Origin of the sequence: Cupriavidus mimosae, assembly GCF_023952485.1 — a bacterium.
Taxonomy (GTDB): Bacteria; Pseudomonadota; Gammaproteobacteria; order Burkholderiales; family Burkholderiaceae; genus Cupriavidus; species Cupriavidus taiwanensis_C.
On the sequence record NZ_JALHRY010000002.1, the window covers coordinates 364468 to 382139 of the forward strand.

A 17672-nucleotide genomic window follows, 5' to 3' on the forward strand; every position below is an offset into this window, starting at 1 on the left:
CCGGCAGCCCGGAACCGAACCCGCATGATCCTTCAACAAGCCCTGCGACGCGAGCTTGCCTACACCGCCGGGGCGGTGTTCCTGGTGATGCTGACCTTCATGCTCACCTCGCTCGTGATCCGCATCCTGGGGATGGCCGCCAACGGCAAGGCCAGCCCCAACGACGTGCTGATGCTGATCGGCCTGGCCACCATCGGCTACCTGTCGATCCTGCTGTCGGCAACGCTGTTCATTTCCACCCTGATCGTGCTGACGCGCTGGTACAAGGATTCGGAAATGGTGGTGTGGTTCTCGGCCGGCATCTCGCTGCGCGACCTGGTCAAGCCGGTGCTGCAGTTCGCCGCGCCCTTCATCGTGCTGGCGCTCTTGCTGGGCCTGTTCGCGTGGCCGTGGGCCAACCAGCAGAGCGCGCTGTTCCGCGACCGCTTCGAGCAGCGCGGGGTGATGTCGATGATCGCCGCCGGCCGCTTCATCGAGCCGGCCAAGGCCAACTACGTGCTGTTCATCGAAGGCATCGACGCCGACATGAAGCATGCGCGCAATGTCTTCGTGGCCAATGCCGAAGCCGACAAGATCGGCGTGGCGCTGGCGCACCAGGGCCAGTTCGAGACCATGCCCAACGGCGACCGGCTGGTGGTGATGGAGAATGGCCGCCGCTATTCCGGCACGCCCGGGCAGATCGACTACCGCATCGTCGAGTTCGAGCGCTATGCGGTCAAGGTGGACAACAAACCGCCCGAGTCCGAGGCCAAGCTGCCGCCCAAGAGCCGCGACACCATCGAGCTGATCCGCAACCCCACGCGCGAGAACCTGGGCGAGCTGATCTGGCGCATCTCGCTGCCGATCCTGGCCTTCAACTTCGTCATGATCGCGATCCCGCTGGCCTACGTTAACCCGCGCCTGGGCCGCTACACGCCGCTGGTGTTCGCGGTGCTGATCTACCTGACCTACAGCAACCTGATCAACCTGTCGCAGTCCTGGGTGCGCAACGGCTCGATCCCGTTCTGGCTGGCCTGGTGGCCCATCCACCTGGCCGTGTTCCTGGGCGCGCTGCTGCTGTTCCGCTATCGCCAGAACCGCAGCCTGGGTGGCTGGCGCGCCGTGTTCGGGCTGCGCAAGCGCGATGCCGCGGCCGCGGCCGGAGGCCGGGCATGAGGATCCTGCGCGTCTACGAACGCTATTTCGGCCGGCTGGTCTATAGCGTGTTCGCCTTCATCCTGTTCGCGGTGCTGTCGCTGTTCGTGTTCTTCGACATGCTCAACGAGCTGGAGAACGTCAACGCCCAGTACACCTCGCTGGTCGCACTGTTCCACGTCCTGCTGCAGGCACCCACGCGGGTGTACGAGGTGCTGCCGATCGCGGTGCTGATCAGCGCGATCTATGTGTTCTCGCAGCTGGCCAGCCAGTCCGAGTACACCATCTTCCGCGTGGCCGGCCTGAACACGCGCCAGGCGCTGTTCTCGCTGTTCAAGCTGGCGGTGCCGCTGGCGCTCGTGACCTTTCTGTTCGGCGAGTTCATCGGTCCGCGCGCCGAGCAATATGCGCAGAAGGTCAAGCTGGAGGCGATCGGCGCCACGGTGTCGTCGGGCTTCCGCTCCGGGGTCTGGGTCAAGGACCGCGACAAGGATGCCGCCGGCGAGGGCGAGATCACCCGCTTCGTCAACGTGGCGGGGCTGCGGCCGGACCAGACCATCACCGGCATCACCATGTACGAGTTCGACCCCCAGTACCGGCTGCGCGTGATCCGCGTGGCGCAGGAGGGGCGCTACCAGGGCGGCCAGTCGTGGGAGCTGCAGAACGTCAGCGAGACCCGCTTCGTCGAACTGTCGACGCAGGCCCAGGGCGCGCAGCCCGCGCCCGGCGCGCCGGCACGCGACGCGCTCGCGCCGGACTTCCGCGCCGAGCAGGTCAAGTTCCCGCGCGTGGCCATGCATTCGGAGCTGACCCCGCAGATCCTGTCGGTGTTGCTGGTGACGCCGGAGCGGATGTCGACGCTGGACCTGTTCCGCTATATCCGCCACCTGCGCGACAACAAGCAGGACACCCAGCGCTACGAGATCGCGTTCTGGAAGAAGGTGATCTACCCGCTGACGCTGTTCGTGATGGTGGCGCTGGCGCTGCCGTTCGCCTACCTGCACGCGCGTGCCGGCGCGGTCGGGGTCAAGGTGTTCGGCGGCATCATGCTGGGGCTGTCGTTCCACCTGTCGAATACGCTGTTCTCGCACGTCGGCCTGCTGCATACCTGGCCGCCGATCATCTCGGCGCTGGTGCCGGGCACGCTCTACCTGATGGTGGCGCTGCTGGCGCTGCGTTGGGTCGACCGGCACTGAGCACGGCCATGACAGTTTCAAACCGAGCCCTGGTCCTGTTCGCCCACGGCGCGCGCGATGCGCGCTGGCGCGAGCCGTTCGAGCGGCTGCAGCAGAAGCTGGTGGCCGCCCTGCCCGGCTGCGAGGTGCGGCTGGCGTTCCTGGAACTGATGTCGCCGTTGCTGGCGGATGCGCTGGCGGAACTGGCGGCGCAAGGCGTGACCGAGGTCACCGTGGTGCCCGTGTTCTTTGGCCAGGGCGGGCATATCCGGCGCGATTTGCCGGTGCTGATCGAGCAGTGCCGGCAAGCCCATCCCGGGTTGCGCATCCATTGCGCCACCGCGGTGGGCGAGTCGGATGCGGTGCTGGATGCCATTGCGGCTTATTGCGTGGCGGCGTTGCCTGGGGCTGCATCCGCGCAGTCCTGAGGCGAAATAAAAAACCCCGTGCCGGCATCGCGGGACAGGGTCAGTAACACCGCTGTTTGCTCCCCTCCCCCGCTTGCGGGAGAGGGGCCGGGGGTGAGGGCAGGAGGGTCAAAGGCTGATGCCGGTGGGTTAAAACCGAAGGCCTTGCTTGATGTGGTACTGGCTAGCCCACCCCTCACCCCAACCCTCTCCCCATGAGGGGAGAGGGAGAACACCTTGCTTAGGCTAGTTCGAGCGGCTTGGGAGCACTCAAAACCACGCTTGCTTCGCGCCTGAGAATTCAGGCAGCGCGCGGCGTACGCACTTCAGTCTCGCCCAAATCCTCGCGCGGCGCCTCCGTCGCGCGCGCGGCCAGCGCGGCGCCGATCATCAGCAGGCTGGGCTGCACCGGGTCGATCCATGCCGCCGCTTCCCCGGCCGCCATCCGGCCAAGCGTGAATTCACGGCTGCGCTGTTGCGGCGTGGTGGCGGCTTCCACCACCCAGGCCGGCGTCGACGCGGGCTTGCCGTGCGCGATCAGTTGCGCGGCAATCGAGGCGGCCTGGTCGCGGCCCATGTAGTAGACCAGCGTGTCGGCCTTGACCGCGGCTTCGATATCGGCCGAGCCCTCGCCATCCGCGGCCTTGGCCTGCGTGGCAAACGCCACGCTGCGCGACACGCCGCGCTTGGTCAGCGGCTTGCCGATGGCGGAAGCGGCCGCCAGCGCGGCGGTAATGCCGGGCACCACCTCATACTCGATGCCGGCCGCTTCCAGCGCCTGCAATTCCTCGTCGGCGCGCCCGAACAGCATCGGGTCGCCGCCCTTGAGGCGCACCACGCGTTCGTACTTGCTGGCCAGATCCACGATCTGGCGGTTGATGAACAGTTGCGCGGTGGAGCGCTGGCCGCAGCGCTTGCCGACTTCGACCAGTTCCGCCTGCGGACACCAGGCCAGCATCTCCGGCGATACCAGCGCATCGTGCAGCACCACCTGGGCTTCGCCCAAAAGCCGTGCACCACGCACCGTAATGAGGTCTGCCGCGCCGGGGCCTGCCCCGATCAGGTACACCTTGCCGTAAGTCTTCCGTGCCTGCTTGTCCATCTGCTGCCCCTTGTCCGGTCGATCCTGTTCGTTACCGATCAGGAGAACGCACGGATCATGCCTGCGGCCACCGTGTGGTTGGTCGCCTCGTCGATCAGCACGAACGCCCCGGTGGCCGGATTATCGCCGTAGGCATCGCACACGATCGGCTTCTGCAGCGAGATCTGCACCGAACCGATGTCGTTCAGGCGGATCTCGTGGCGGCCGGTCTCGTGCGACAGCGTGTGCACGTCCAGCACGCGGTCCACCGCCGACACGCGCGCGAACACGCTGGCCGTGGTGTGCTTGAGCACGTACTTGCGCGACGGATTCAGCGACTCGTCGTCGAACCAGCACAGATCGGCCTGCAGCTTCTTGGCCGAAGCCGCGGTCGCGTCGGCGGCAACGAACATGTCACCGCGTGATACATCGACGTCCTCGGCCAGGCGCACAGTGACGGTGTCGCCGACGTTGGCCGATTCGGCGGCACCGTTCGGGGTCAGCACTTCGGCCACTACCGCTTCGCGGTTGGCAGGCAGCACGCGCAGCTTCTGGCCGACGCGCACGGTGCCGGCTTCCACCCGGCCGGCATAGCCGCGGAAATCGTCCGACTGCGAACCGTCCTGGCGGATCACCAGCTGCACCGGGAAGCGCAGCGCGGCGTCGTCCTCGGGCGCGGCTTCTTCCACCGGCAGCTCTTCCAGCAGCGGCAGCAGCGGCTCGCCCTGGTACCACGGCATGGCCTCGCTCTCGTGCACGATGTTGTCGCCGCGCAGCGCGGACACCGGCACGTAGCGCACGTCCTTCAGGCCCAGCTGCTCGGCCAGTTCGGCGTAGGCGGTGCGGATCTCGTTGAAGGTCTGCTCGCTGTAGTCGACCAGGTCCATCTTGTTGACGGCGACGATCACGTGCTGGATTTCCAGCAGCTTCAGGATCGCCGAATGGCGCTTGGTCTGCGCCAGCAGTTCCGCGCGGCCGTCCGTGACGGTCACGCGGGTGGCATCGACCAGCACGATGGCCGCATGCGCGGTCGACGCGCCGGTGACCATGTTGCGGGTGTATTGCTCGTGGCCCGGCGTATCCGCGATGATGAACTTGCGGCGCGCGGTCGAGAAGTAGCGGTAAGCCACGTCGATGGTGATGCCCTGCTCGCGCTCGGCTTCGAGGCCGTCGGTCAGCAACGAGAAGTCGATCTGCTCGCCGGCGGTGCGCTTGTTCTTGGCGTTGGCCAGCGCGGTCAGCTGGTCGGACAGCACGGCCTTGCTGTCATACAGCAGGCGGCCGATCAGCGTGCTCTTGCCGTCGTCGACGGAGCCGGCAGTGATGAAGCGCAGCAGGCCTTGATGAGTTGCTTGGTGAGTCATGTCTGAATCCTTTGCTGCGGCTTAGAAGTAGCCTTCCTTCTTGCGGCGCTCCATCGACGCTTCGCTCGTCTGGTCGTCCATGCGGGTGGCGCCGCGCTCGGTGATCTCGGTCACCGCGGTTTCGGCGATGATCGCTTGCGGCGAATCGGCAACGCTGGCCACCGGGCAGGTGCAGCTGATGTCGCCGACGGTGCGGAAGCGGACCGACAGCACTTCGCTGACGTCGCCGTCCTGCTTGGGCGTGATCGGCGTGACCGGCACCAGCAGGCCATTCTTGCGCACCACTTCGCGCCGGTGCGCGTAGTAGATCGGCGGCAGCGCCAGGTTTTCGCGCGCGATGTACTGCCACACGTCCAGCTCGGTCCAGTTCGAGATCGGGAACACGCGCATCTGCTCGCCCTGCGCCATGCGGGCGTTGTACAGGCTCCACAGCTCGGGGCGCTGCGCCTTCGGGTCCCACTGGCCGAACTCGTCGCGGAACGAGAAGATGCGCTCCTTGGCGCGGGCCTTCTCTTCGTCGCGGCGGGCGCCGCCCATCAGCGCGTCGAACTTGTGCGCCTCGATGGTTTCCAGCAGCGTCACGGCCTGCGCGGCGTTGCGCGAATCGGTTTCCTTGCGCAGGCGCACGGTGCCGCGCTTGATCGAGTCTTCCACATGGCCCACCACCAGGCGCGCGCCCAGTTCGGCCACGCGCTGGTCACGGAACGTGATCACTTCCGGGTAGTTGTGGCCGGTATCGATATGCACCAGCGGGAACGGCAGCTCGATCTTGCGGTCGCCCAGGCGGAAGGCCTTCAGCGCCAGGTGCAGCATCACGATCGAATCCTTGCCGCCGGAGAACAGCAGCGCCGGGTTGCGGCACTCGGCCACCACCTCGCGGATGATGTAGATCGATTCCGCTTCGAGGCGGTCGAGATGGTCGTTCTGTACCTGCAACAGGTGCGCCACGCTGGAGGTGGCTTCTGCAATGTCGTTCATGATGCCCATTTTGTTCCGGCCTCAATGCTTGATGTTCTGTTCGTGGAGCCCGCACTCTTTCGAGTCCTTCGACTCCCACCACCACCGCCCCGCGCGCACGTCCTCGCCCGCGCGCACCGCACGCGTACAGGGCTCGCAGCCGATGCTGGGATAACCCTTGGCGTGCAGGTCGTTGACCGGCACGTTGTGGCGCTTCAGGTAGGCCCATACTTCCGGCTCGGACCAGTCCGCCAGCGGATTGAACTTGGGGATGCCGCGGGCGTCATCCATTTCCTCGAACGGCAGCTCGGCGCGCGTCACGGCCTGCTCGCGGCGCTGGCCGGTCAGCCAGGCGTCGGCGTGCGACAGCGCGCGGTTCAGCGGCTCGACCTTGCGGATGCCGCAGCATTCCTTGCGCAGGTCGATGCTGTCGTAGAAGGCGTTCAGGCCGTGCTTCTTCAGGTAGTTCTCGACTGCCTCGGCGTCCGGCGTGTACTGCTCGATGCTGTAGCCGTAGTGCGACTGCACCTTGTCGAGCACCGCCAGCGTCTCGGCGTGCAGGCGCCCGGTCTGCAGCGTGAACACGCGGATGCCGGCGCGCACGGCTTCACTGCCGCGCAGGATCGCGTCGGTCAGCACCATGTCCTCGGCCGCCAGACTCGAAGCAAAGCGCGCGCGGAAGAAGCGGCTGGCGATGCCGGCCAGACGCTCGCCCAGCTCGCGCTCCTTCTGTTCCAGCGCTTCGATGCTGCCGGTGTACTCGGGCGCGACCCACAGCGCGGGCGGCCGCAGCGCGGATACCGTGCCGGCCTCCACCACGGGGATATCGCTCAGCACCGTGCTCATGCCGTTTCCCTCGGCTGCGCACCGACCTCGGCGCGCGCGCGGCGGAACAGCGGCAGCGGCTCGTCGACCGACGCCTGGTAGGTCACGGTGAACTCGGTAAAGCCCTTGATCGCGTCGTCGATGTTCTTGTCCGCACGCACGGCGAAGGCATCGAAGCCGCAGCGCTTCATGAAGTTGAGCTGGTCGCGCAGCACATCGCCGATGGCGCGCAGCTGGCCTTGCCACTTGTAGCGGGTGCGCAGCAGGTAGGCCGTGGAGAAGCCGCGGCCATCGCGGAACACCGGGAAGTCCACCGCCACCAGCGACACGCGGTCAAAGTACGCGGCGGCATCGCCCGGCTCGTCTTCCGGGGCCAGCCACACGCCGGTGCGGGCCGCGTCGCGGCCGGCCAGCAGCGCTTCGTTGGCCTTCCACACCGACAGCGGGAACAGCACCGCGTCCTGGCTTTGCACGGCCGCGGCGATCTGCTCGTCGGTCAGCGGGTGCTCGGCGGTGCCGCGCAGCACGGTCCAGGCGTCATCGACGATGACGGGGGCGACGGTAGCGCCGTCCTGTTGCAGTTGAATGATCTTTGCCATGTTCAGTCTCCGGTCCTCAGGCTTCGGCGCGCTCGCGCGGCTGCTTGTCGGCATAGACGCGCTCCTTGAACGGCGCGATGCCGATGCGGGACAGGGTTTCGATAAAGCGTTCGTCCTCGATGCGGTTGGCGACGAAGGTGTCGATGATGCGGCTCACCACGTCGGGCATTTCCTCGGCGCTGAACGACGGGCCGATCACCTTGCCCAGCGCGGTCTGGTTGCCCTGCGCGCCGCCCAGCGTGACCTGGTACCACTCGGAACCATCCTTGTCGACGCCCAGCACGCCGATATTGCCGACGTGGTGATGGCCGCAGGCGTTGATGCAGCCCGAGATGTTCAGCGAGATCTCGCCCAGGTCGTAGACGTAGTCGAGGTCGTCGAAGCGGTCCTGGATCGCCTGGGCGATCGGGATCGACTTGGCGTTGGCCAGCGAGCAGAAGTCGCCGCCCGGGCAGGCGATGATGTCGGTCAGCAGCCCGATGTTGGGCGTCGCCAGGCCGGCCTTCCTGGCCAACTGCCACAGCGCGTACAGGTCCTGCTTCTTCACGTCGGGCAGCACCAGGTTCTGCTCGTGCGCCACGCGCAGCTCGCCGAAGCCGAACTGGTCGGCCAGGTCGGCCACGGTTTCCATCTGCGCATCGGTGGCGTCGCCCGGGGGCGAGGCCAGGCCCGGCTTGGTCGACAGCGTCACCGCGGCATAGCCCGGCACCTTGTGGCCGTGCACGCTGCGGCTGACCCAGCGTGCAAAGGCCTTGTCTTCCAGCAGGTGGTTTTCGTACGAGGCGTCGGTATCGGCCAGCTTTTCATACGCGGGCGGCGTGAAGTACTGCGCCACGCGGTCGAACTCGGCCTGCGTCAGCGTGGCCGGGCCGTCCTTGCTGTGCTGCCATTCTTCCTGGACTTCCTGGGCGAACTTGTCGGCGCCGATGGCCTTCACCAGGATCTTGATGCGGGCCTTGTACTTGTTGTCGCGGCGGCCGTAGCGGTTGTACACGCGGATGGCGGACTCGACGTAGCTGAGCATGTGCTGCCACGGCAGGTCTTCCTTGATGATCGAGCCCAGGATCGGGGTGCGGCCCAGGCCGCCACCGGCCAGGATGCGCAGGCGGGTTTCGCCGTTGGCGTTCTTGTAGGCGTAGATGCCGATGTCGTGCATCTGCACCACGGCGCGGTCGTCGGCCGACGCCGAGATCGCGATCTTGAACTTGCGCGGCAGGAAGGCGAATTCCGGCTGGAACGTGCTCCACTGGCGCAGCAGCTCGGCCAGCACGCGCGGGTCCACCGACTCGTCCGGCGCGACGCCGGCGAAGTGATCGGTGGTGATGTTGCGCACGCAGTTGCCCGAGGTCTGGATCGCGTGCATCTCGACGCTGGCCAGTTCGGCCAGCACGTCGGGCACGCGTTCCAGCTCCATCCAGTTGTACTGGATGTTCTGGCGGGTCGAGAAGTGGCCGTAGCCGCGGTCGTATTCGCGCGCGATATGGGCCAGCTTGCGCAGCTGCGTCGACGACAGCAGGCCGTACGGGATCGCCACGCGCAGCATGTAGGCATGGCGCTGCATGTACAGGCCGTTCTGCAGGCGCAGCGGCAGGAATTCTTCCTCGGTCAGCTCATCCGACAGGCGGCGGCGCACTTGGTCACGGAACTGGGCGACGCGCTCGGCGACGATGCGCTGGTCATATTGGTCGTACTGATACATGGCGGGGTCCGTTCAGTATTCGTTGGATTCAGGAGACGAGCTTGATGGCGACCAGCGTCAGCGTGGTCGCCAGGGCGGCGCGCACCAGCCGCTCGGGCAGCGCCCGCGACAGTTGCGCGCCCAGCCAGATGCCGGGGATCGAACCCACCAGCAGCGCCAGCAGCAAATTCCAGTTGACGGTGCCGAGCCACACGTGGCCCAGCCCGGCCAGCGCCGTCAGCGGGACGGCGTAGGCAATGTCGGTGCCGGCCACTTCGGCCGGCTTCATGTGGGGATACAGCAGCAGGATCAGCGTGGCGCCGACCGCGCCGGCGCCGATCGACGAGACCGTGACCAGCACGCCGATCACCGCGCCGACGATCACGGTGGCAACCACCTGCTTGCGGCCATGCAGCTGGAAGCGCGGGTTGCGTTCCAGCCAGGCCAGCATCTGGCGGCGGAACAGCAGCGACAGCACCGTCAGCAGCACCGACACGCCGATGGTCACGCGGATCGCATGCAGCCAGCGGGCGTCGAGTTCGCCGGCGCTCTTCAGCACCAGGATGGCGGCCACGGCCGCCGGCAGGCTGCCGAGGCACAGGCGCCGTACCACCTGCCACTGCACATGGCCGTGGGCGCGATGCGCGATGGTGCCGAAGCCCTTGGTGATGGCCGCGAAAGCCAGGTCGGTGCCGACCGCGGTGGCCGGCGAGAAGCCGAACAGCAGTGTCAGCAGCGGCGTCATCAGCGAGCCCCCTCCCACGCCGGTCAGGCCGACGAGGACGCCTACGAACAAACCAGAAACGGTATAGGCCAGGGACATGGGGGACTCGGTGTGGCGTGGCCCGCGGGTCTCGCCGTGCTGGCCGCGGCGAGAAGGCGCACCGAGGGCAGGCCGTTCATTAACAAAGTTCGAGAATCGTAATAAACTGGCCTCATACCTCAAACTAATAAGAAGTTGTTTGTTTATACGAACGCAGATATATGAACTTGCACCAGTTTCGCTTCGTGCGGGAAGCCGTCCGGCAGAACTACAACCTGACCGAGGCCGCTAAAGCGCTTTATACGTCACAACCCGGCGTATCCAAGGCCATCATCGAGCTGGAAGAAGAATTGGGGGTCGATATTTTCACGCGCCACGGCAAGCGCATCCGCAGCCTGACCGAACCCGGCCGCCGCATCCTCAGCTCGGTCGAGAAGATCCTGCAGGAGGTGGAAAGCCTGAAGCGCGTCGGCATGGACTATGCGGCACAGGACCAGGGCAACTTCACCATCGCCACCACGCATACCCAGGCGCGCTATGCGCTGCCGCGCGTGATCAGCGAGTTCACCAAGCGCTATCCCAAGGTGCGGCTGTCGATCCAGCAGGGCAACCCGGCCCAGATCGCCGACATGCTGCTGCATGACCATGCCGACATCGGCATCGCCACCGAAGGCATCTCCAGCGACAAGAACCTGGTGTCGCTGCCGGGCTATCAGTGGACCCATATGGTGATTACGCCGCCCGAGCACCCGCTGCTTGAAAAGAAGCACCTGGCGCTGGAAGACCTGATGGGATACCCGCTGATCACCTACGATGCCAACTTCGCCGGGCGCACCAAGATCGACAAGGCCTTCGCACTGCGCCACCTGGCGCCGGACATCGTGCTCGAGGCCATCGACGCGGACGTGATCAAGACCTATGTGGAAATCGGGCTGGGCGTGGGCATCGTCGCCGGCGTCGCCTATGATGCCGAGCGCGACCGCAACCTGCGCGGCATTGCTGCCGGCCACCTGTTCGGCAGCAACGTGACCCACCTGGCCGTCAAGCAGGGGGCCTACCTGCGCAGCTTTGTCTATACCTTCATCGAGTTGTTCTCGCCGACGCTCAACCGCAAGCTGGTCGAACAGGCCATGTCCGGCGAACACGAAGCCTACGAACTCTGAGGCGGCCACCGCTGCCGCCCCGCTCTAATAAGAAGTCAAGCCACGATGCCTGCCCTGCACATCCCAACCTGCCCTCCGGAGGTCCTGTGAGCGACCTGCCCCGCATCCACTGGACCGAAAACGGCGTCGAGCACAGCGCCGCCTGGCGCTCCGAGGCCGGCCTGCCGCCGCCACGGCGCGTGGTCGTCGCTGACGACACCACCAGCGCCGACAGCGCCTACCGCCTGGCCTGCGAAGGCACCGCGCTGCTGTGGCGGGGAGATTTCCAGAACGCGCGCCAGTTGCTGAACGCACTGGCCCGCCGCACCGAGCGCAAGCCCAAAAAAGCCAGCCGCCCCGGCCACAAGGCCCGGGACAAGAGCCAGGCCGCGTCGCCCACCGAGGCCTTCCACCTGCACCGGCTGGCGCAGTCGCAGCGCGCGCGCACGCTGGGCATGCTGCTGCTGCCGTTCGAGGCCGGCCACCAGATCCCGCTGCGACGCGCGCCCGATGTGCAGGAAGCGTGCGAACAGGTCTACGGCCCGGCCAGCGAGCCCTACGTGGCCTCGCTGCGCGAGTTGCTGGGCATGATCGGCGCGTTCGAGTGGCGCAGGAAGGGCGTCGAGATCCCGGCGCTGGCAGACCGCATCCACCCCTGGTACGGCGTGTTCTCGCCGGTGCGCGGCGAATACATCGACCTGGTCGCGGCCGAACCGCTGCCGGCGCAGACGCTGGCCTTCGATATCGGCACCGGCACCGGCGTGCTGGCCGCGGTGCTGGCCCGCCGCGGCGTGCAGCGCGTGGTGGCCACCGACCAGGACGCGCGCGCGCTGGCCTGCGCGCGCGAAAACATTGCCCGGCTCGGCTACGCCGCGCAGGTCGAGGTGATCGAGGCCGACCTGTTCCCCGCCGGCCGCGCGCCGCTGGTGGTATGCAACCCGCCGTGGGTGCCGGCGCGGCCGAGTTCGCCGGTCGAGCGTGCCGTCTATGACCCCGACAGCGCCATGCTGCGGGGCTTCCTGCAGGGGCTGGCCGAGCACCTCGAACCCGGCGGCGAGGGCTGGCTGCTGCTGTCCGACCTGGCCGAGCACCTCGGGCTGCGCCAGCGCGACGAACTGACGGGCTGGATCGAAGCGGCCGGACTGAAGGTGCTGGGCCGTTCCGACATCCGCCCGCGCCACCCGCGCGCGGCGGATGCGGCCGACCCGCTGCACGCGGCGCGCTCGGCGGAAGTGACCTCGCTCTGGCGCCTGGGCGTGCGCTAAGGCTGCTAAAACCGCTGCCGCGGGGCACGGTGCCCCGCCGGCCGAGTTCGGCTATCCTTTCCCGTCACATATAAGAACGGAGGAGACCATGCTGAAGCTGCCCCTGCGCCCCCTGCTGCTTGCCGGCGCGCTGTTCGTCGCCGGCGCCGCGCATGCCGACATCCGCGTCGGCATCGATGTGTCCACCACCGGGCCGGCCGCCTCGATCGGCATCCCGTCCAAGAACACCGTGCTGATGTGGCCGCAGACGCTGGGCGGCCAGAAGGCGCACTACGTCATCCTGGACGACGGCACCGACCCGGCCGCCGCGGTGCGCAACGTGCGCAAGCTGATCTCCGAGGAAAAGGTCGACGTGATCGTCGGCCCCAACATCACGCCCACGGCCATCGCCGCGCTCGACGCCGTGGCCGAGGGCGAGACCCCGATGGTGGCGCTGGCCGCCTCGGCCGCTATCGTCGAGCCGCAGACCGACGCCAAGCGCCGCTGGGCCTTCAAGATGCCGCAGAACGACTCGCACATGGCCACCGTGCTGACCGAGTACATGAGCAACCACGGCGTCAGGACGGTCGGCTTTATCGGCTTTGCCGACGCCTACGGCGAAAGCTGGTGGCGCGAGTTCTCGAAGCTGGCCGAGCTGCGCAAGATCCGGGTGGTGGCCAACGAGCGCTTCTCGCGCAACGACACCTCGGTCACCGGGCAGGTGCTCAAGCTGATGGCGGCCAACCCGGACGCGATCCTGATCGCCGGCGCCGGCACGCCGTCGGTGCTGCCACAGAAGACGCTGGGCGAGCGCGGCTACAAGGGCAAGGTCTACCAGACCCATGGCATCGCCACCTGGGACTTCCTGCGCATGGGCGGCAAGGACGTCGAAGGCACGCTGTTCCCGACCGGGCCGGTGGTGGTGGCGCGCCAGCTTCCCGACAGCCATCCGGTGCGCAAGGTGGCACTGGACTTCGTCAATCGTTACGAAGCAAAGTACGGCGCCGACAGCGTGACGCAGTTTGCCGGCGATGCCTGGGGCGCGTGGATGCTGCTCGATGACGCCGCCCGCCGCGCGCTCAAGACCGGCGCCCAGCCCGGCACGCGCGAGTTCCGCGCGGCCATGCGCGACGCGCTGGAGAGCACCACCAATCTCACCATCCCCAATGGCGTGATGAACCTGAACCCGAAGGACCACCAGGGCTTCGACCAGCGTTCGCGCGTGATGGGGGTGATCCGCAACGGCAAGTTTGCCTATGCGGGCGACAAGTAGCCCGCCGCATCAACGCATCAACGCAACAACGCATCAGGAAAGGAATCATGGCATGAGCACCACTCCCACCCCCGTCACTGTCGCCTTTATCGGCCTGGGCGCCATGGGCTCGCACATGGTGCGCCACCTGCTGGCCGCCGGCCACACCGTGCGCGCCTTCGTGCGCCGCCCGGACGCCGCCGAGGCCACGCGCGCGCTGGGGGCAGAACCGTTCTTCACGCCCGCCGAAGCGGCCCGCGGCGCCAGCGTGGTCTTCACCAACGTGACCTCGTCCGAAGACGTGCGCGAGGTGCTGCTGGGCGCGCAGGGCGTGATCCACGGGGCCGCGCCCGGCACCATCTGCGTCGACCACAGCACCATCTCGCCCATCGTCACGCGCGAGATCGCCACGGCGCTGGCCGCGCGCGGCATCGAGGCGCTCGACTGCCCGGTCTCGGGCGGCACCATGGGCGCCGAGGCCGGCACGCTGACCATCATGGTCGGCGGCAAGGCCGAGATGCTGGAACGCGTGCGCCCGCTGCTCGAGCGGCTCGGCCAGACCATCACCCATATCGGCGACCACGGCGCCGGCCAGGTCGCCAAGCTGTGCAACCAGATCGCCCAGGTGGTCAATATCGAAGGCATTGCCGAAGCGATGCGCTTTGCCGCCGCGCAGCAGGTCGATACCGGCCGCGTGTTCGAAGCCATGGCGACCGGCATGGCCGGCAGCCGCATGCTCGACCTGATGGGCCCCAAGATGGTGGCGCGCAACTTTGCCGCCGGCATCGAGGCGCGGCTGCACGACAAGGACTTCGGGCTGGCGCGCGATATCGCCGAGGAAATCGGCCTGGAGCTGCCGGCGATGCAGGCCACCTCGGCGCAACTGCGCGCGCTGATGGCCAGGGGCTGGGGCAAGGACGATACCTCGTCGCTGCTGCGCGTGCTGGAGGGCTGAAGTCCCGGCGCGCGGTGGCGGCTCAGCGCGCCACCAGCCGCAGCACCGCTTGCGTGAGGGCACCGTCCGCGCTGGCCAGGCTGTCCAGCACATTGAAGTGATGGCAGTCCGGCAGCACCACGTCGCTCGCCGCCGGATGCGCCACCTTGGCCGGCCACGCCGCGCGGATCAGCGCATGCTGGCGGTGGTATTCGGCCGCCTCCAGCTCGCCCACCGCGATTGCCAGCGGTGCTTCGTCGGCCGGCGCCATATATGCGGGCGACAGCCGCGCGACATCGGCCTCCGATAACTTCAGGTCGCACTGCAGGAAGGCCGCGCGCCGCAGCGGCTCCAGGTCGTACAGCCCGCTCACCGAGAGACCACCGCGGATCAGCCCTGCAGGCAGGTCGGCGCCGAGCTGCGGCCAGCGCGCGGCCATCAGCATCGCCACCAGGTGGCCGCCCACCGAATGCCCCGCCACGAACAGCCGCTGCGGGTCATGGCCGAGACGATCCGCCTGCCGGTACAGCCAGGCCACGCTGCGCAGCACCTGCTGCACGATCTCCGGCACCGTCGCCGCCGGCACCAGCGTGTAGTTGACCACGGCCACCGACACCCCCAGCGCCGGCAGCGCGCTGGCGACGAAGCTGTGGTCGTGCTTGTCCAGCGCGCGGTAATAGCCGCCGTGCACGAACACCAGCAGCGGCGGCAAGGCCCCGTTGGCGCGCTGCGCCGGGAAGTAGTCCAGGGTCTCGCCCGACGCATGGCGCGAGTCGGCACCGGCATAGCTCAGGTCCGCCAGGTACGGGCCGCGCGCGCGCACCTGCGCGGACCACTGCGCCCAGCGCGCCAGATGCGCCGGGTTGTCCGGCACATTGGCGCGGTTGTTGTACTCGCGGTCATAGAAGGCAGGGTCCTGCGAAGGCAGGCTGGCAAGGTGCGCAAGCAAGTCTGGGTCGGTCATGGCGGTCGGGGTCGGCACAATCGGTACGGTTGGCGGGCGCAGGGCTGGACGCCATGCTACCGGATTTGCGTGCCCCCCGACCGTCCCGGCGCCGGTTGTCCGGCGGCTGGATTTCCGGCATAATCCCCGGCTCAGCCTGGCATCTGTTCCGATGCCGTCACACCTGCCCGGGTGGTGAAACAGGTAGACGCAGGGGACTCAAAATCCCCCGCCGCAAGGCGTGTCGGTTCGAGTCCGACCCCGGGCACCAGATTCCTTCCCTTCCAAAGCAATCAGCCAAAAAGCCGTCCACCTCAGGCCGGCTCCTGCCCGGGCTCAGACCTCGATTTCCTCTAGCTTGTGCGTCTTCAGCCAGTCGCGCACCAGGACATTGAGCCGCGTTTGCCAGCGAGGTCCGCTTGCCTTCAACGCCTCGAGAACATCGTCATCGAGGCGTACCGTGGTGGCAGTCTTCAGGTCGCGTGAGCAGATGTGTTCAATGGCTGCACCGCCAGCCGCATTCCCATCGCCTCGAGAATGGCCGACAGGCTGCTGAGCGCCGGATTGCCCTTTGGCGACAGCGTGCGATAGAGCTGGGTAGGATTCAGGTGCGCCCGCTCGGCCACGGCCTGAACACCGCCAAAGGCCTGCGCCATCTGGCGCAGCACGACCAGCAACTCTGCCTGGTCACCATCGGCCAAGATGCCATTGATGACCTCCAGCGCCAGAGCCGGATCGCTGTGGTACAGCTCGGCCATCGCCTCGTCATGGGGCCTGCTTCTCATCATCCGATCTCCGTTGCCAGTCCTGCCAACAGCCCACCGCTCGGCCGATATCCGCGTCCTGCGTCCGCTTGTCGCCACCACACAGGAGCAGCACCACGCGATGACCGGACACGGAAGTAATAAACCCGATAGCCCGGCCCGACGTCGATGCGCAGCTCCCACACGCCGTCACGGCAGAACTTGTGATCGCCGAAATTTCCCAGCTCGACCCGGGCCACCCGGCGAATCACCGCCACCTTGGCCTGGCTGTCACGCAGCCGCCGAAGCCAGTCCAGGTAGAGATCCTGATGCTCGCCCGGCGTCAAGTAGTGCTCGATTCGGTAGAGATTTATTTTCGTCTATAAACGAATAAAGATCAAGCCACCGACTCGACATTGCTGAGGCCCGCTTTGGAAATCCGCCCTCTCACCAGCCGGTTCGGTCACATCGCTTATATCTGCAATGCCTTCCGACCGACGTTTCAAGGTGTGTCGGACAGCGCCCACTGGTGCCCCGGGGCGTGGCTTCCTATCCTATGGCATTGCCATCCCCTCAACCCCGGAGCGACCATGAGCCGACTGACCCTACCCGCGCTCGCCTGCGCCACGCTGCTGGCCGGCTGTGCCGGCGCCAACATGGAAAGCCTGACCCAGGCCGGCGGCAGCCTGTTCACCGCCGCCACGCTGTCGGACAGCAACGTGAAGACGCTGTCCGACCAGTCCTGCGCCGAGATGGACAAGAAGAACACCATCGCGGCGGCGAACAGCACGTATGCGCGGCGGCTGGCCACCGTGATGAGCGGCCTGGGCAATACCGGGCTGCCGCTCGACGCCAAGGTCTACGTGACCAAGGACATCAATGCCTGGGCCATGGCCAACGGCTGCGTGCGCGTCTACAGCGGGCTGATGGACCTGCTCAGCGACGACGAGGTGCGTGGCGTGGTCGGCCACGAGATCGGCCATGTGGCGCTGGGCCACACCAAGGCGGCGATGCAGGTGGCCTACACCGCGGCCGCGGCACGCGGGCTGCTGGGGTCGACCGGCATCGCTTCGCTGACGGCGCTGTCGTCGTCGCAGATCGGCGCGCTGGCCGAGCAGTTCGTCAATGCGCAGTTCTCGCAGCGCCAGGAAACCGCGGCCGACGATCACTCCTTCGACCTGCTGACGAAGAACGGCGCCAACCGCCAGGCGCTGGCATCGGCGTTCCGCAAGATGTCGCAACTCGATGGCGGGCAATCGAGCATGCTGAGTTCGCACCCGGGTTCGCTCGAGCGCGCCAAGCATATCGAAGCGCGCCTGGCCGGCGCGCGCTGAGCGCGGCGCATTCGTCGCTGCCGCCGCACCCATCCGGGTGAGGCGGCCCCCCCCTTCGGGCAGGTACATCGCGTCCCTTTGCACCACGCTGATCCGT

General features: G+C 67.3%; 18 protein-coding genes, 1 tRNA gene and 1 pseudogene. 9 read left to right on the top strand and 11 right to left on the bottom strand.

Features of this window, described 5'->3' with window-relative positions:
• The first annotated feature begins 24 nt into the window (after positions 1-24).
• Genes lptF through MKD50_RS05680 form a run of 3 tightly spaced genes read left to right on the top strand, consistent with a single transcriptional unit; the run spans position 25 to position 2737 of the window.
• Positions 25-1155 (top strand): LPS export ABC transporter permease LptF, encoded by a 1131-nt coding sequence (gene lptF / locus MKD50_RS05670; protein ID WP_115704482.1) that lies wholly within the window; start codon positions 25-27, stop codon positions 1153-1155.
• A complete protein-coding gene (gene lptG, locus MKD50_RS05675) occupies positions 1152-2330 on the top strand; it encodes an LPS export ABC transporter permease LptG (RefSeq protein ID WP_115704483.1) in 1179 nt (392 codons plus the stop codon). The genes lptF and lptG overlap by 4 nt, the downstream gene beginning before the upstream one ends.
• An 8-nt stretch (positions 2331-2338) precedes the next feature.
• A complete protein-coding gene (locus MKD50_RS05680) occupies positions 2339-2737 on the top strand; it encodes a sirohydrochlorin chelatase (RefSeq protein ID WP_115704485.1) in 399 nt (132 codons plus the stop codon).
• Between the two features lie 280 nt (positions 2738-3017).
• Here the strand turns inward: MKD50_RS05680 and cobA are convergent, their stop codons facing one another.
• Genes cobA through MKD50_RS05715 form a run of 7 tightly spaced genes read right to left on the bottom strand, consistent with a single transcriptional unit; the run spans position 3018 to position 10043 of the window.
• Complete coding sequence (gene cobA, locus MKD50_RS05685; protein WP_240072543.1) at positions 3018-3818, bottom strand: uroporphyrinogen-III C-methyltransferase; 801 nt, start codon at positions 3816-3818, stop codon at positions 3018-3020.
• A 38-nt stretch (positions 3819-3856) separates the two neighbouring features.
• On the bottom strand, positions 3857-5161 hold the full coding sequence (locus MKD50_RS05690; RefSeq protein WP_252666627.1) for a sulfate adenylyltransferase subunit 1: 1305 nt from the start codon (positions 5159-5161) through the stop codon (positions 3857-3859).
• Between the two features lie 21 nt (positions 5162-5182).
• Positions 5183-6148 (bottom strand): sulfate adenylyltransferase subunit CysD, encoded by a 966-nt coding sequence (gene cysD, locus MKD50_RS05695; RefSeq protein WP_115704491.1) that lies wholly within the window; start codon positions 6146-6148, stop codon positions 5183-5185.
• A 12-nt stretch (positions 6149-6160) separates the two neighbouring features.
• Positions 6161-6964 carry a phosphoadenylyl-sulfate reductase gene (locus tag MKD50_RS05700; protein ID WP_240072546.1) on the bottom strand — a complete coding sequence of 268 codons (804 nt, stop codon included), beginning with the start codon at positions 6962-6964 and terminating at the stop codon, positions 6161-6163.
• Positions 6961-7542, bottom strand: a complete 582-nt coding sequence (locus tag MKD50_RS05705) for a DUF934 domain-containing protein (protein WP_115704495.1) — start codon at positions 7540-7542, stop codon at positions 6961-6963. Before MKD50_RS05705 ends, MKD50_RS05700 begins: the two co-directional genes overlap by 4 nt.
• Before the next feature lie 16 nt (positions 7543-7558).
• The gene (nirA, locus tag MKD50_RS05710) at positions 7559-9241 is read right to left on the bottom strand and encodes a nitrite reductase NirA (protein WP_252666628.1); all 1683 of its coding nucleotides are present in this window, start codon (positions 9239-9241) and stop codon (positions 7559-7561) included.
• A gap of 28 nt (positions 9242-9269) precedes the next feature.
• Complete coding sequence (locus MKD50_RS05715; protein WP_115704499.1) at positions 9270-10043, bottom strand: sulfite exporter TauE/SafE family protein; 774 nt, start codon at positions 10041-10043, stop codon at positions 9270-9272.
• 161 nt (positions 10044-10204) lie between these two features.
• Between MKD50_RS05715 and MKD50_RS05720 the strand changes: the two genes are divergently transcribed.
• The 4 genes from MKD50_RS05720 (at position 10205) to MKD50_RS05735 (ending at position 14576) form a co-directional block, all read left to right on the top strand.
• Positions 10205-11146 carry a CysB family HTH-type transcriptional regulator gene (locus MKD50_RS05720; protein WP_115704501.1) on the top strand — a complete coding sequence of 314 codons (942 nt, stop codon included), beginning with the start codon at positions 10205-10207 and terminating at the stop codon, positions 11144-11146.
• 86 nt (positions 11147-11232) lie between these two features.
• Positions 11233-12390 (top strand): methyltransferase, encoded by a 1158-nt coding sequence (locus MKD50_RS05725; protein WP_252666629.1) that lies wholly within the window; start codon positions 11233-11235, stop codon positions 12388-12390.
• A gap of 88 nt (positions 12391-12478) precedes the next feature.
• The gene (locus MKD50_RS05730; RefSeq protein WP_115704504.1) at positions 12479-13642 is read left to right on the top strand and encodes an ABC transporter substrate-binding protein; all 1164 of its coding nucleotides are present in this window, start codon (positions 12479-12481) and stop codon (positions 13640-13642) included.
• Between the two features lie 52 nt (positions 13643-13694).
• Positions 13695-14576 (top strand): NAD(P)-dependent oxidoreductase, encoded by an 882-nt coding sequence (locus tag MKD50_RS05735; RefSeq protein ID WP_252666630.1) that lies wholly within the window; start codon positions 13695-13697, stop codon positions 14574-14576.
• 22 nt (positions 14577-14598) lie between these two features.
• Here MKD50_RS05735 and MKD50_RS05740 read toward each other — a convergent pair whose 3' ends face one another.
• Complete coding sequence (locus MKD50_RS05740; RefSeq protein ID WP_115704508.1) at positions 14599-15519, bottom strand: alpha/beta hydrolase; 921 nt, start codon at positions 15517-15519, stop codon at positions 14599-14601.
• A gap of 165 nt (positions 15520-15684) precedes the next feature.
• On the opposite strand from MKD50_RS05740, the gene MKD50_RS05745 reads away from it, so the two are divergent.
• Positions 15685-15769, top strand: a tRNA-Leu gene (locus MKD50_RS05745).
• A gap of 65 nt (positions 15770-15834) precedes the next feature.
• Here the strand turns inward: MKD50_RS05745 and MKD50_RS05750 are convergent.
• The 3 genes and pseudogenes from MKD50_RS05750 to MKD50_RS05760 form a co-directional block, all read right to left on the bottom strand.
• Positions 15835-15927 carry a hypothetical protein gene (locus MKD50_RS05750; RefSeq protein WP_231942145.1) on the bottom strand — a complete coding sequence of 31 codons (93 nt, stop codon included), beginning with the start codon at positions 15925-15927 and terminating at the stop codon, positions 15835-15837.
• A 44-nt stretch (positions 15928-15971) separates the two neighbouring features.
• Positions 15972-16283, bottom strand: a complete 312-nt coding sequence (locus tag MKD50_RS05755; protein ID WP_115681494.1) for a helix-turn-helix domain-containing transcriptional regulator — start codon at positions 16281-16283, stop codon at positions 15972-15974.
• Positions 16264-16615 (bottom strand): annotated as a pseudogene (locus tag MKD50_RS05760) (type II toxin-antitoxin system RelE/ParE family toxin). The gene MKD50_RS05755 and the pseudogene MKD50_RS05760 overlap by 20 nt, the downstream one beginning before the upstream one ends.
• Positions 16616-16831: 216 nt before the next feature.
• Between MKD50_RS05760 and loiP the strand changes: the two are divergent.
• Entirely contained in the window at positions 16832-17575 is a 744-nt protein-coding gene (gene loiP, locus MKD50_RS05765; RefSeq protein ID WP_252666631.1) for a metalloprotease LoiP, read from the top strand.
• Positions 17576-17672 lie beyond the last annotated feature (97 nt).

Coding starts and splice junctions, on each gene's coding strand:
- MKD50_RS05705 (WP_115704495.1), bottom strand. CDS start 7,542: ATGGCAAAGATCATTCAACTGCAACAGGACGGCGCTACCGTCGCCCCC.
- MKD50_RS05720 (WP_115704501.1), top strand. CDS start 10,205: ATGAACTTGCACCAGTTTCGCTTCGTGCGGGAAGCCGTCCGGCAGAAC.
- lptG (WP_115704483.1), top strand. CDS start 1,152: ATGAGGATCCTGCGCGTCTACGAACGCTATTTCGGCCGGCTGGTCTAT.
- cobA (WP_240072543.1), bottom strand. CDS start 3,818: ATGGACAAGCAGGCACGGAAGACTTACGGCAAGGTGTACCTGATCGGG.
- cysD (WP_115704491.1), bottom strand. CDS start 6,148: ATGGGCATCATGAACGACATTGCAGAAGCCACCTCCAGCGTGGCGCAC.
- MKD50_RS05680 (WP_115704485.1), top strand. CDS start 2,339: ATGACAGTTTCAAACCGAGCCCTGGTCCTGTTCGCCCACGGCGCGCGC.
- MKD50_RS05730 (WP_115704504.1), top strand. CDS start 12,479: ATGCTGAAGCTGCCCCTGCGCCCCCTGCTGCTTGCCGGCGCGCTGTTC.
- MKD50_RS05755 (WP_115681494.1), bottom strand. CDS start 16,283: ATGAGAAGCAGGCCCCATGACGAGGCGATGGCCGAGCTGTACCACAGC.
- MKD50_RS05690 (WP_252666627.1), bottom strand. CDS start 5,161: ATGACTCACCAAGCAACTCATCAAGGCCTGCTGCGCTTCATCACTGCC.
- loiP (WP_252666631.1), top strand. CDS start 16,832: ATGAGCCGACTGACCCTACCCGCGCTCGCCTGCGCCACGCTGCTGGCC.
- MKD50_RS05715 (WP_115704499.1), bottom strand. CDS start 10,043: ATGTCCCTGGCCTATACCGTTTCTGGTTTGTTCGTAGGCGTCCTCGTC.
- MKD50_RS05740 (WP_115704508.1), bottom strand. CDS start 15,519: ATGACCGACCCAGACTTGCTTGCGCACCTTGCCAGCCTGCCTTCGCAG.
- MKD50_RS05735 (WP_252666630.1), top strand. CDS start 13,695: ATGAGCACCACTCCCACCCCCGTCACTGTCGCCTTTATCGGCCTGGGC.
- nirA (WP_252666628.1), bottom strand. CDS start 9,241: ATGTATCAGTACGACCAATATGACCAGCGCATCGTCGCCGAGCGCGTC.
- MKD50_RS05700 (WP_240072546.1), bottom strand. CDS start 6,964: ATGAGCACGGTGCTGAGCGATATCCCCGTGGTGGAGGCCGGCACGGTA.
- lptF (WP_115704482.1), top strand. CDS start 25: ATGATCCTTCAACAAGCCCTGCGACGCGAGCTTGCCTACACCGCCGGG.